Source organism: Pseudomonas sp. SHLD1 (assembly GCF_028640935.1).
GTDB classification, from domain to species: domain Bacteria; phylum Pseudomonadota; class Gammaproteobacteria; order Pseudomonadales; family Pseudomonadaceae; genus Chryseomonas; species Chryseomonas aestiva.
Window position 1 is genome coordinate 1 of record NZ_JAQZAD010000020.1, and the last position, 12402, is coordinate 12402.

General features: G+C 66.8%; 10 protein-coding genes. 2 read left to right on the forward strand and 8 right to left on the reverse strand.

The features are described from left to right. Positions 1-1418: threonine ammonia-lyase, biosynthetic (gene ilvA, locus PVZ77_RS15130; RefSeq protein WP_273808219.1), on the forward strand; the 1418-nt coding region annotated here is incomplete at its 5' end. Positions 1419-1639: 221 nt separating this feature from the next. Here the strand turns inward: ilvA and PVZ77_RS15135 are convergent. The 6 genes from PVZ77_RS15135 to exaC form a co-directional block, all read right to left on the reverse strand. Next, the gene (locus tag PVZ77_RS15135; RefSeq protein ID WP_273808218.1) at positions 1640-2701 is read right to left on the reverse strand and encodes a DUF748 domain-containing protein; all 1062 of its coding nucleotides are present in this window, start codon (positions 2699-2701) and stop codon (positions 1640-1642) included. Positions 2702-3155: 454 nt separating this feature from the next. After that, complete coding sequence (gene ppa, locus PVZ77_RS15140; protein ID WP_007161198.1) at positions 3156-3683, reverse strand: inorganic diphosphatase; 528 nt, start codon at positions 3681-3683, stop codon at positions 3156-3158. A gap of 51 nt (positions 3684-3734) precedes the next feature. Next, positions 3735-4571 (reverse strand): zinc-dependent peptidase, encoded by an 837-nt coding sequence (locus tag PVZ77_RS15145; protein ID WP_042137311.1) that lies wholly within the window; start codon positions 4569-4571, stop codon positions 3735-3737. A 4-nt stretch (positions 4572-4575) separates the two neighbouring features. Then, a complete protein-coding gene (locus PVZ77_RS15150; RefSeq protein WP_273808215.1) occupies positions 4576-5223 on the reverse strand; it encodes a DedA family protein in 648 nt (215 codons plus the stop codon). Positions 5224-5398: 175 nt separating this feature from the next. Then, the gene (gene adhP, locus PVZ77_RS15155) at positions 5399-6430 is read right to left on the reverse strand and encodes an alcohol dehydrogenase AdhP (protein ID WP_273808214.1); all 1032 of its coding nucleotides are present in this window, start codon (positions 6428-6430) and stop codon (positions 5399-5401) included. Positions 6431-6683: 253 nt separating this feature from the next. Beyond that, complete coding sequence (gene exaC / locus PVZ77_RS15160) at positions 6684-8204, reverse strand: acetaldehyde dehydrogenase ExaC (RefSeq protein ID WP_044341048.1); 1521 nt, start codon at positions 8202-8204, stop codon at positions 6684-6686. A gap of 249 nt (positions 8205-8453) precedes the next feature. Here exaC and PVZ77_RS15165 point away from each other — a divergent pair, with 249 nt between their 5' ends. Beyond that, on the forward strand, positions 8454-10346 hold the full coding sequence (locus PVZ77_RS15165; RefSeq protein WP_273808213.1) for a sigma-54-dependent Fis family transcriptional regulator: 1893 nt from the start codon (positions 8454-8456) through the stop codon (positions 10344-10346). A gap of 185 nt (positions 10347-10531) precedes the next feature. On the opposite strand, the gene PVZ77_RS15170 is transcribed toward PVZ77_RS15165, so the two are convergent. Beyond that, on the reverse strand, positions 10532-11692 hold the full coding sequence (locus tag PVZ77_RS15170) for a C4-dicarboxylate ABC transporter (protein ID WP_273808212.1): 1161 nt from the start codon (positions 11690-11692) through the stop codon (positions 10532-10534). A gap of 130 nt (positions 11693-11822) precedes the next feature. Next, positions 11823-12197, reverse strand: a complete 375-nt coding sequence (locus tag PVZ77_RS15175; protein ID WP_058791008.1) for a COG4315 family predicted lipoprotein — start codon at positions 12195-12197, stop codon at positions 11823-11825. Positions 12198-12402 lie beyond the last annotated feature (205 nt).

The following is a 12402-nucleotide window of genomic DNA, read 5'->3' on the forward strand; positions in this document are numbered from 1 at the left end:
TGGGCTGCCAGGTGCTGCTCAAGCGCGAAGACCTGCAGCCGGTGTTTTCCTTCAAGATCCGCGGCGCCTACACCAAGCTGGCCAGCCTCTCGGCCAGCGAGAAGGCCCGCGGGGTGATCACCGCCAGCGCCGGCAACCATGCCCAGGGCCTGTCCCTCGCGGCCCGCGAGCTGGGCGTGCGGGCGATCATCGTCATGCCGCGCACCACCCCCGAACTCAAGGTCATCGGCGTGCAGTCGCGTGGCGGCGAGGTGGTGCTGCACGGCGACGCCTTTCCCGAGGCCCTGGCCGAGGCGCTGCGCCTGGTCGAGGAGCAGGGCTACACCTTCGTGCCGCCCTATGACGATCCCGATGTCATCGCCGGCCAGGGCACCGTGGCCATGGAGATCCTGCGCCAGCATCCCGGGCGTTTGGACGCCATCTTCGTCCCGGTTGGTGGCGGCGGTCTGATCGCCGGCATCGCCGCCTATGTGAAATACCTGCGGCCCGAGATCAAGGTCATCGGCGTCGAGCCGGACGACTCCAACTGCCTGCAGCAGGCCATGGCGGCGGGTGAGCGGGTGGTCTTGCCGCGCGTGGGACTGTTCGCCGATGGCGTGGCCGTGGCCCAGATCGGCCATCACACCTTCGAGATCTGCCAGCGTTATGTCGACGAGGTGATCACGGTCAGCAGCGACGAGATCTGCGCGGCGATCAAGGACATCTACGACGACACCCGCTCCATCACCGAGCCCTCGGGGGCCCTGGGCGTGGCCGGGATCAAGAAGTACGCCGAGCGTGAAGGCTCCGGCGGCCAGGTGCTGGTGGCCATCGATTCCGGCGCCAACATCAACTTCGACCGCCTGCGCCACGTGGCCGAACGCGCCGAACTGGGTGAGCAGCGCGAAGCCATCATCGCCGTGACCATCCCCGAGCGGCCAGGGAGCTTCCGGGCCTTCTGCGAGGCCCTGGGCCGGCGGCAGATCACCGAATTCAACTACCGCTACCACACCGGCGAAGAGGCGCACATCTTCGTCGGCGTCCAGACCCATCCGCAGCGCGATCCGCGCGAGGCGCTGCTACAGGGGCTGCGCGACCAGGGTTTCCCGGTGCTGGACCTGACCGACAACGAACTGGCCAAGCTGCATATCCGCCACACCGTGGGTGGCCATGCCGCGCGGGTCGGCCAGGAGCAGGTGTTCCGCTTCGAATTCCCCGAGCGACCGGGCGCGCTGTTCGACTTCCTCGAAAAGCTGGGCGGACGCTGGAACATCAGCATGTTCCATTACCGCAACCACGGCGCGGCGGACGGCCGGGTGTTCGCGGGGCTGGAAGCCGGCCAGGCCGAGCGGCCGGAGCTGCTGGCGACGCTGGATGCCATTGGCTATCGCTATTGGGACGAGACGGAGAATCCGGCGTATCGGTTGTTCATTGGATAGACCGAGTCAGAGGGATAGCGGCCATGGCGGTCCGCAAATGTGGTCAATTCCGGAGATTGGAGTATCGCCAAATCGCGGCCATGGGCCGCTCCTACCTCGTACCTACGGTCATACCTGAGCCTGTAGGAGCGGCCCATGGCCGCGATTGGCACTGGGGCCTATCAGTGGAAAACGCTGCGCGGTTTTCCACGCTACGAAGCCCGGGTACAAGACGCTGGACCTCAATCCGCATCATAGCGGGCGCTGAAGGCCTGCACGAAGGCATTGCGCAGGATATTGAAGAAGGCCTGCAGCGGGCTGATGTCCTGGTTCTTCACACTGCCGGAGAGATCCACCCGGGTGGCGAACTGATCGCGGGGCTGGTTCTTGAGCAGCGTCTGGGCGGTGCCGACCACGGCTTCCCAGGCGCTTTCCAGGGCGTTCTTGTTGCGATTCTCGACGTCCTGCTGCCAGTCGAAGATGTCGACGTTCTTCATCAGGGGTTTGACGTAGCCGCTGAGCCGGCCATCCACCGCCTTGGCTTCCACCACCACGTCGCCGCTGCCGGCGCGGAAATCGAACTTGCCGTAGGCGCGGGCGAAGTCGTTGAGCTTGGGCAGGTCGATGTCGGTGACCCTCAGGCGGAAGTCGAAGTCGTTGAAGTCCTTGAAGGGATCGAAACGAGCGCTGGCTTCCAGCGGCGCGCTGCCGAGCACGGCGGCCTTGCCTTCGAAATGGGCGATGCGTTCGCCCTGGGCGTTGGTGGCGTTTGTCAGGTTGTAGAGGCTGGCGTTGACGTCGGTGGCCGCCAGATTCACCTGGGGCTTGGAATTGAAGTTGCGAAAGGTCACCCGCCCATTGACCACCCGTACCTCGTCGAGGGTGATGGAGATCAGCTTGTCGACCTGGTCCTGCCAGTCGGTGCCAGCACCGGTCTGCGACTGTTCCTTGCGCGTCCCGCCGTCGACGAAGTTGAGTTCCGGACGATCGAAGAGGAGGCGCCCGACGATGGCATGGTCCCGCCACAGCGAACGCCAGCTCACCGCGATGTCGATGCTGGGCGCCTTGAGAAAGGGTACCGGTACCTTGCCGTTGACCTTGACGATCTCCAGCCCCTCGATGCGATAGGCGCCGCGCCACCAGGCCAGGTCCACGTCGGTGACCTGGCCACGATAGTCGCCCATGTCCGCCAGCTTGTCGTTGAGGTAATGGCGGATCAGCAGCGGCGCGGCCAGGTGCAGGCACAGCAGCAGGACGACCAGGCCGATGAGGAGGTAAAGCGGCAGACGCAGGCGGCGGGACATGATGGCGACTCGGGACGGACCTATTCCCGGTCGACCCTGAGTAACGGGTCTGAGTTTCTCGTGAGTTTGCCTGGCGACCTGACCCGGGGAGCTGACATGGGCGAAAGGCTCTGCCTGGGCGGCCTGCATCCGTACCGGTCGTCGCTCCGCTGCGCCTGGTGTGCGCTACTCGAACGGCAGGCGCAAAAAAGCCGGCTTGTGGCCGGCTTTAGAGGGCGGGTTGAGCTGATTTTTGGTGAGCCCGGCCCGCCCGGGTTGCCCTTGCCGGGCAGATGAGAAAGAGGCCTGGGGCCTCCGGCGGCGATCGGCAGATGGCTGATCGGCGCAGAGTCGCGGATGGCGACGAGGGGTGCAGGGTAGTCGCTTTGCCGCCGGATAGGAAGCCCGGGATGGCCGGTGTGACGTCCGGAAACAGAAAAGCCCGGCGAGCCGGGCTTTTCGAAAGGAGCCTGGCTCAGCCCTTGTAGGCGGCCACGGCCTTGGTGATCTCGGCGCGGGCGGCGTCGGCGTCGCCCCAGCCTTCGACCTTGACCCACTTGCCCTTCTCCAGATCCTTGTAGTTCTCGAAGAAGTGCTTGATCTGCTCCAGCAGCAGGGCCGGCAGGTCGGTGTATTCCTTCACGTCCTTGTAGAGGACGCTCAGCTTGTCGTGGGGGACGGCGATCAGCTTGGCGTCACCACCGGCTTCGTCGGTCATGTGCAGCACGCCGACCGGACGGGCGCGGATCACGGCGCCGGGGGCGACCGGGTAGGGGGTCACGACCAGCACGTCCAGGGGATCGCCATCGTCGGCCAGGGTGTTGGGGATGTAGCCGTAGTTGGCCGGGTAGAACATGGGTGTGGCCATGAAACGGTCGACGAAGAGGGCGTCGCTGTCCTTGTCGATCTCGTACTTGATCGGCGCGTGGTTGGCCGGAATCTCGATGGCGACGTAGATGTCGTTCGGCAGGTCTTTGCCGGCGGGAATCTTGCTGTAGCTCATGAACGGGTCCCTCTGGTCGGTTGGGAAAAGTGGCCGGGAGTATAGGCGCTTTCAGATCGGGGTTCGAGCCTCGGACCCCGGGGGTGTCGGCTGTTGCACGCTCGCCAGGCTGACGGCGAGACGCTGGCGCGGATCCTGGCGGAACAGCTGCTGCAGCTGGGCATAGACCGCCGGATAGTGTTCGCCGAGCAGGTCGGGCGCGCTGAAGAAGTACTCGCAGGCGACGGCGAAGAATTCCTCGGGGCTTTCCGCCGCATAGGGGTCGAGTGCGGTCTCGGCGTCCGGATCGGCGTCGAGCTGGCGATTGAGTTCGTCATAGGCGTGCTGCAGGGCGCCGGTCCAGGCCGCCTGGGGCATGCCTGGGTGCAGTGGTGGCTGACCGTTGCACAGGCCGCCGGCGAGCAGGTCGAGGAGGTGGGCGAATTCGTGGATGACCAGGTTGTAGGCCTCCCAGCCGCCACTGGCCTGGATGCCGGGCCAGGCCAGCACCACCTGGCCGCGATCCCAGGCTTCGCCGTCGCGCTCCTCGTCCCATTCGTGCTCCAGGCCGCCCTCGTCGCGATGGCGCTGGGGACTGACGAAGGCGTCCGGGTAGACGACGATCTCGCGGACGTTGGGGTAGAGCGCCGCTTCCGGCAGGTGCAGCAGCGGCAGCAGGGCTTGGGCGGCCAGCAAGAGGCGGTCGCCGTCGTCCAGTTCCAGGCCCTGGAGCAGGGTAAGGCGCTTCTCGGCGAGAAACAGCACGCAGTGCTCGCGCAGCCAGGCGTCTTCCGCGACGGTCAGGCCATCGAGGATCGGCAGGCGCTGACGCAGGCGCGCCCAGAGCTCGTCGGCGATGGCGACCCGCGCAAGCAGGCGCCGCTCGCGCCAGGCGCGCCAGAAACCCAAGGACTCAGATTCCGCTCTGGACCGCGGCGCGTCGGCTCTTGATCAGGCCGAGGATCATCGGCAGCAGGGAGATGCCGATGATGGCCAGCACCATCAGGGTGAGATTCTGCTTGATGAAGGGCACGTTGCCGAAGAAGTAGCCCAGGCTCACCAGACCGCCGACCCAGAGCAGCGAGCCGAGCACGCTGTACGCCAGGAAGTAGGGATAGTGCATGCGGCCGACGCCGGCCACGAAGGGGGCGAAGGTACGGATGATGGGCAGGAAGCGCGCCAGGGTGATGGTCTTGCCGCCGTGGTGCTCGTAGAAGGCCTGGGTGCGCAGCAGATAGTCGCGGCGGAACACCTTGGAATGGGGATTGCTGAACAGCTTGTCGCCGGCGAAGCGACCGATCAGGTAGTTGGTGCTGTCGCCCGCCACCGCGGCGAACATCAGCAGTCCGGCCAGCAGATAGGGGTCCATGTCGCCGAGGGCGGAGAGCGCGCCGGCGATGAACAGCAGGGAGTCGCCGGGCAGGAAGGGCATGACCACCAGGCCCGTCTCGCAGAAGATCACGGCGAAGAGAATGGCGTAGATCCAGGTGCCGTACTGGGCGACCAACCCGCTGAGATAGACGTCGAGGTGCAGGATCAGATCGATCGGGTTGAATTCCATGGGGCGTGCCTACCGTGGTTGCGAGGGTCCGGCGGCGATTATAAAGGCAGCCGGGACCGGGTTTTGTGGCCTGGTCGAGATCGGCGCCGGGAAAAAACGCCAGCCGCTCAGAGGTCAGGGTAGGGCAAAGGTTCAGTCCCGCGCCCGGATGGGCGCGGGAGTGGCGAGCCGGTTCTCAGCTCAGCGCCATGTCGATCACCACCCGACCCTCGATGCCGCCGCCGTGCATGCGGGCGAAGATGTCGTTGATATTCTCCAGCGGTTCGGCGCTCACCGTGGCCTTGACCTTGCCCTCGCCGGCAAAGTCCAGCGCCTCCTGCAGGTCCAGGCGGGTGCCGACGATGGAGCCGCGCACCGTGGTGCCGTTGAGCACCATGTCGAAGATCGACAGCGGGAAATCGCCCGGCGGCAGGCCATTGAGGGCGATGGTGCCGCCGCGGCGGGTCATGCCGATGGCCTGTTCGAAGGCCTTGGGCGAGACCGCCGTGACCAGGGCGCCGTGAGCGCCGCCGATCTCCTTCTTGAGGTAGGCCGCCGGATCCTGCTCGCGGGCGTTGACCGTGACCTCGGCGCCCAGCCGGCGGGCGAGGTCGAGCTTCTTGTCATCCACGTCCACCGCCGCCACGTTGAGGCCCATGGCCCGGGCGTACTGCACCGCCATGTGGCCAAGCCCGCCGATGCCGGAAATCACCACCCAGTTGCCCGGCTTGGTATCGGTCATCTTCAGGCCCTTGTAGACGGTGACCCCGGCGCAGAGGATGGGCGCGATCTCGACGAGGCCGACGTTGTCCGGCAGGCGGCCGACGTAGCCGGCATCGGCCAGGGTGTATTCGGCGAAGCCGCCGTTCACCGAGTAGCCGGTGTTCTGCTGGGATTCGCAGAGGGTCTCCCAGCCGCCCAGGCAGTGTTCGCAGTGGCCGCAGGTGGAATACAGCCAGGGCACCCCGACCCGGTCGCCTTCCTTGACATGGGTGACCCCCGCGCCTACTGCCACCACATGGCCGACGCCTTCGTGGCCGGGGATGAAGGGCGGATTGGGCTTGACCGGCCAATCGCCCTGGGCGGCGTGCAGGTCGGTGTGGCAGACGCCGCTGGCGGCGATCTTAACCAGCACCTGACCGGCACCCGGGGTCGGCACCTCGACTTCGCGGAATTCCAGGGGTTTGCCAAAGGCGGTGACGACAGCGGCTTTCATTGTTTTGGGCATGACGAGTCCCTCATGGAGGCATGATGCGTGGATGAAGCCAGACGGGGCCTGCGCCGGGACGCACCTGTCCACCACGGGCGGCCGTTGCGTCTAGCGTCGGCCACCCACGGGGAAGGGGTGTTGATCCAGGTCAGGCGGGAGGCGCGCCCCGACGTCCTGCTGAGGCGCGCGATCCAGGCGTCGTCTTCGCGGAGCGGCGTTGGCTCCGGGGCACAGTCAGTGGCGGCCGTACCCCGGGGTCTGCCGGTCGCTCCTAGAAGAAGCCCAGCGGATTGATGTCGTAGCTGACCAGCAGATTCTTGGTCTGCTGGTAGTGGTCGAGCATCATCTTGTGGGTTTCCCGGCCGACGCCGGATTTCTTGTAGCCACCGAAGGCGGCGTGAGCGGGATAGAGGTGGTAGCAGTTGGTCCAGACGCGACCGGCCTTGATGCCGCGGCCCATGCGGTAGGCGCGGTTGATGTCGCGGGTCCAGACGCCGGCGCCGAGGCCGAACTCGGTGTCGTTGGCGATGGCCAGGGCCTCGGCTTCGTCCTTGAAGGTGGTGACGCCGATTACCGGGCCGAAGATCTCTTCCTGGAAGACGCGCATCTTGTTGTGGCCCTTGAGCAGGGTCGGCTGGATGTAATAGCCGCTGGCCAGGTCACCCTGCAACTTCTCGACGTTGCCGCCGGTGAGGAATTCGGCGCCTTCCTCGCGGGCGATCTCCAGGTAGGAGACGATCTTCTCGAATTGCTGCTGGGAGGCCTGGGCGCCGACCATGGTGTCGGTGTCCAGCGGATCGCCACGCTTGATCTGGGCGATCTTCTTCATCACCGCTTCCATGAAGGGGGCGTAGATGGATTCCTGCACCAGGGCGCGCGAGGGGCAGGTACAGACCTCGCCCTGGTTGAAGAAGCCCAGGACGAGACCTTCGGCAGCCTTTTCGATGAAGCTCGGCTCGGCCTGCATGATGTCTTCGAAGTAGATGTTGGGCGACTTGCCGCCCAGCTCCACGGTGCTCGGGATGATGTTCTTGGCCGCGCAGGAGAGGATGTGCGAACCCACCGGGGTGGAGCCGGTGAAGGCGATCTTGGCGATGCGGGTGCTGGTGGCCAGGGCCTCGCCGGCCTCCTTGCCATAGCCCTGCACCACGTTGAGCACGCCGGGCGGCAGCAGGTCGCCGACCAGCTCGACGAACAGGGTGATGGACAGCGGGGTCTGCTCGGCGGGCTTGAGCACCACGCAGTTGCCGGCGGCCAGCGCCGGGGCCAGCTTCCAGGCGGCCATCAGCAGCGGGAAGTTCCAGGGGATGATCTGGCCGACCACGCCCAGCGGCTCGTGGAAATGGTAGCTGGCGGTCTTGTCGTTGATCTCGGCGGCGCTGCCTTCCTGGGCGCGGATGCAGCCGGCGAAGTAGCGGAAGTGGTCGGCGGCCAGGGGTACGTCGGCGTTGAGCGTCTCGCGCACCGCCTTGCCGTTGTCCCAGGTTTCGGCGACGGCCAGTTTTTCCAGATTCTGTTCGATGCGGTCGGCGATCTTGAGCAGGATCAGCGAGCGGTCCTGCACCGAGGTGCGGCCCCAGGCATCGGCGGCGGCGTGGGCGGCGTCCAGGGCGCGCTCGATGTCGGCGGCGTCGGAGCGGGGGAATTCACCGATCACCGAGCCGTTCACCGGGGAGGTGTTGGTGAAGTACTGGCCTTTCACCGGGGCGACGAATTCGCCGCCGATATAGTTGCCGTAGCGGGCCTGCAGGGTCAGCAGGGCGTCTTGGGTGCCGGGAGCTGCGTAGCGCATGGTGGGTCTCCTGTTTGTTCTTGTAGGAAGAGCGGCGCTCCGATCCTGAGCAAGGCGCGGGCCAAGTCGGGCGAACCCGCATGGTTGCGGCCTTACGGTCTTTTCTAGGGAAAGCCGCTCCTTGTCACTGTGACAGAGGTGTCACCCCTTGGCGTGACAGCCTGTCACCTGGGGGTGACAGAGTGCCCAGTCCGCCCGATTTGGCCTATGCTGGGAGCCGCGCAGACGCCCCCGCGGAGGACAACAACAATGGCCGCCACCCCGTCCGATCGTCATGCCAGCCAGGTGCTCGAACTCGCTCGCGGCGCCGTCCTCGACGGCCCGGCCAGCGATCCGGCCATCGCCCGCTCCTGGCGGCGCTGTCTCGACGAGCACCAGCTCGACCCGGCCGCTCCGGTAGCGCCCTGGGTGCTGGAGCGCGCCCGCTTCGACGAGCATCGCCAGCGCCAGCAGCGGGTCCTGCAGATCGCCCGTGGGCAGATGAATGCCCTGCACCAGCAACTGGGCGGCGCCGGCCATGCCGTGCTGCTCACCGATGCCCGTGGGCTGATCCTCGATTGCGTCACCGCCGAGGCCGAGCGCGAGACCTTCCAGCAGGCCGGGCTGTGGCTGGGCGCCGACTGGAGCGAGGCCTGCGAGGGCACCAACGGCATCGGCACCTGCGTGGTGGAGCGCCAGGCGCTGACCATCCATCGCGACGAACACTTTCGCAGTCGCCATACCCAGCTGACCTGCTCGGCCAGTCCGGTCTTCGATCCGGCCGGTGAACTGCTGGCGGTGCTGGACGTCTCCACCGCCCGCCAGGAAGCCTCGCGCCAGGGTCAGTTCCACACCATGGCGCTGGTCAATCTCTCGGCCAAGCTGATCGAGAGTTGCTACTTCCTCGACCGCTACGCCGACGGCTATCTGTTGCGCTTCCATGCCCAGGCGGCCTATGTCGGCCTGCTCAGCGAGGGCCTGCTGGCCTTTGATGACGAGGGGCGGATCAATGCCGCCAACGAGACCGCCCTGATGCTGCTGGGGCTGGCGCGCAGTGCGGTGCTGGGGCAGCGGATGGAAAGCCTGTTCGAGTTGCGGCAGGACGACCTGCTGGAGCGTGCCCGCCCGCAACCCAGCGCCTGCTGGGCACTGCGTGGTCGCCAGGGCCAGGGCTTCCATGGCCTGGTGCGCGGCCCTCAGGTGCGGCCGGTCACCCCGGTGGCAGTGCCCAAGGCGCCCCTGCCCAGCGGCATCTGCCTGGCCGATCCGGCCCTGGCGCGGGATTTCACCCGGGCGCTCAAGGTGCTGGAGCGCGACGTGCCGGTGCTGCTGCACGGCGAGACCGGCACCGGCAAGGAAGCCTTCGCCAGCGCCCTGCACCGCGCCAGCAGTCGCGCCGGCCAGGCGTTCGTCGCCCTCAATTGCGCGGCCATCCCGGAAACCCTGATCGAGAGCGAGCTGTTCGGCTATCGCGGCGGCAGTTTCACCGGGGCGCGCAAGGAGGGCATGGCCGGCAAGTTGCAGCAGGCCGATGGCGGCATCCTCTTTCTCGACGAGATCGGCGACATGCCGCTGGCCCTGCAGACCCGACTACTACGGGTGCTGGAAGAGCGCCAGGTGGTTCCTCTCGGCGGTGGCGCACCGCGTGCCCTTGACCTGCGCCTGGTCAGCGCCAGTCACCGCGATCTGGAGGCCCTGGTGGCCGCTGGCGGCTTTCGCGAAGACCTCTACTATCGCCTGCGCGGTCTGGTAGTGACCCTGCCGGCGCTGCGTGAGCGCAGTGATCGCGGCGAACTGCTCGATCTGCTGCTGGCCGAGGAGGCCCGCGGCGAGTCGATCCGTCTCGATCCGGCCGCCCGTGCCTGCCTGCTCGCCCAACCCTGGCCCGGCAACGTCCGTCAGCTGCGTACCGTGCTGCGCACCCTGGTGGCCCTGAGCGAAGACGGTCATATCGGCCTGGACGAGCTACCTGCCGATTGCCGTGGCGCCCGGCTGCCCCTGCACGCCAGCGCGGCGCCGGTCGACAACGCCCGCGAGGAGCTGCGTGCGGTGCTGGACGACTGCCACTGGCAGATGACCCGCGCCGCCAAGCGCCTGGGGGTGAGTCGCAACACCCTCTATCGCTGGCTGCACCAGCACGGCCTGCAGCGTCCCCAGGACTAAGAGCCTGTTCAACGTCTGCTGCGCGTCGGCCAAACGGCGTTGAAAATGGCCTGGAAGGCCAGCCCCGTCGGAATGCTCAGTTACTCTTTGTAAACTCGAGCGCGAGTCCGATCCGCTTCCTCGGCTATTTTCGCGGGGCCACCTAGGCCTTGTTTGTCTCTAGCTCGCGAGCCTTTGAAAAGGCTCTAACGCGCCTTTTTGCCCAGGTGGGCGATGCAGGGCGAGACGAACAGACTGCCCCGGTAGGCGCCCGCCAGGGTGCGGCTGGCGACTAGGAGCCATAGCAGGGCCAGCAGCAGCACCAGCACGGCGCCCAGGCCGGTGAAGAAGGGTGCGGCCAGGGCCTCGCCCAGGCGCAGGGTGGCCAGGGCATAGACACCCAGGGGAAAGGTGAAGCCCCACCAGCCCAGGTTGAAGGGCATGCCCTCCCGGGCCTGGCGCTGGGTCACCAGCACCGCCAGCGCCAGCCACCAGAGTCCCAGGCCCCAGAGCAGCACCGCGCCCAGCAGGCCCAGGCCCTGGACGATCTCGCCAATGCCGACCAGGCCATGGGCGTCGAACACCGCGGGCGCAGCGCGGCCTAGCACCAGTAGCCCCAGTGCGCCGGTGGCGATCGGGCCCAGCGCCAGCCAGCTCGATGCCGCCATGCTGGCCGGCGGCAGTTTGTGCAACGCCAGACGCAACAGCAGGATCACCAGCAGGCTGAGAGCGACCGGAACCGAATAGGCCCAGAGCACATAGCTGGCGACGAGTACGGTGAATTGCTCGCCGGCCGCCAGATGCGGCACCAGCAGGCCACCACTGGCCGCCGCCACCTCCGCGGCTACCACCGGCAACAGCCAGACGGCGGTCATCTGGTCGATGCGATGCGCCTGGCGGGTAAACATCAGATAAGGGATCAGCACCCCGCAAGCCAGTGCCATGGCCACATCCAGCCACCAGAGGCCGAGTGCCAGGGGCAGCACCGCCGCGCCCCAGCGCGGCAGGCCGAACAGCAGCAGGCCGTTGATCAGCGTGGCCAGGCCCATGGGGATGGTACCGATAGACATCGAGACGGTGGCGTGGGCGAAGATCTCGCGAGCCTCGTCGAAGAACAGCAGCCAGCGCGCGGCATAGAGCCCGGCGAACAGGCAGAACAACAGCACAGCGAGCAGCCAGAGGCCCTCGGCGAGGGCGGGCAATCCAGGCAACCGCCAGGGAAAGGCGGCCAGGGCGAGGGCCAGCACGCCGGTGCCCATGGTCACGGCGAACCAGTTGGGGGTGAACTGGCGGATGACCTCCAGGGGGCGGTCGAGCTGGCTGAAGGGTCTGAGGGCCTGCGCTGGGACAGCGGCGAAAAACGGCATGGCCGGGCTCCTGAAAGGGAAGGCCCTCAGGCTATGCCTGCTCGCTTATCATTAAAAATGAATGATCATGAAATATTAAACCATAGGATAGATAAGGCGCTGCCCGCACGGGGCAGACAGCGCCCGGGCATCAGGGCTTGGCCACGTGCCAGACCTGATTGACGCCATCCCCGGTGGTATCGCCCGGCTTGCTGTCCTTGACCCAGGTATACAGCGGCTTGCCCTGGTAGGCCCATTGCTGGCTGCCGTCGTCGCGAGTGACCAGGCTGTAGCCATCGGCAGCCTTGGCGCCCGCTTCGGCTGTCAGCGGTGGCCAGTTCTGGGCACAGGGACCGTTGCAGGCGGACTTGCCCGCGCTGTCCTTGGCGAAGGTGTAGAGCGTCATGCCCTTGCCGTCGACGAGCACCTTGCCCAGGGCGGTGTCGGCGACCTTGGTCGGCGCGGCGGCCAGGGCCAGGCTGGCGAAGGAGAGGGTTGCAGCGGTGATCAGCAGGTGTTTCAGCATGGTCGACCTCTTGTGCTTGTTATCAAGGCGAACGGACCTACGGCTATGAGGGCATCCGGAAAGCCAGGGATGCCTTGCGCACTCTAGTCGAAATCCTGCCGGCCGGGGCAGGCGCAGCGCCGGGTATCCGCGACGGCCATCGCTCCGGCGGCGCGGCCCCCCGTGCTAACCTTGCCGCCGTTCAATCTGCAGCGGAGCCCGCCTG

Coding starts and splice junctions, on each gene's coding strand:
- PVZ77_RS15135 (WP_273808218.1), bottom strand. CDS start 2,701: ATGTCCCGCCGCCTGCGTCTGCCGCTTTACCTCCTCATCGGCCTGGTC.
- ppa (WP_007161198.1), bottom strand. CDS start 3,683: ATGAGCTACAGCAAGATTCCCGCCGGCAAAGACCTGCCGAACGACATC.
- PVZ77_RS15150 (WP_273808215.1), bottom strand. CDS start 5,223: ATGGAATTCAACCCGATCGATCTGATCCTGCACCTCGACGTCTATCTC.
- adhP (WP_273808214.1), bottom strand. CDS start 6,430: ATGCCCAAAACAATGAAAGCCGCTGTCGTCACCGCCTTTGGCAAACCC.
- exaC (WP_044341048.1), bottom strand. CDS start 8,204: ATGCGCTACGCAGCTCCCGGCACCCAAGACGCCCTGCTGACCCTGCAG.
- PVZ77_RS15165 (WP_273808213.1), top strand. CDS start 8,454: ATGGCCGCCACCCCGTCCGATCGTCATGCCAGCCAGGTGCTCGAACTC.
- PVZ77_RS15170 (WP_273808212.1), bottom strand. CDS start 11,692: ATGCCGTTTTTCGCCGCTGTCCCAGCGCAGGCCCTCAGACCCTTCAGC.
- PVZ77_RS15175 (WP_058791008.1), bottom strand. CDS start 12,197: ATGCTGAAACACCTGCTGATCACCGCTGCAACCCTCTCCTTCGCCAGC.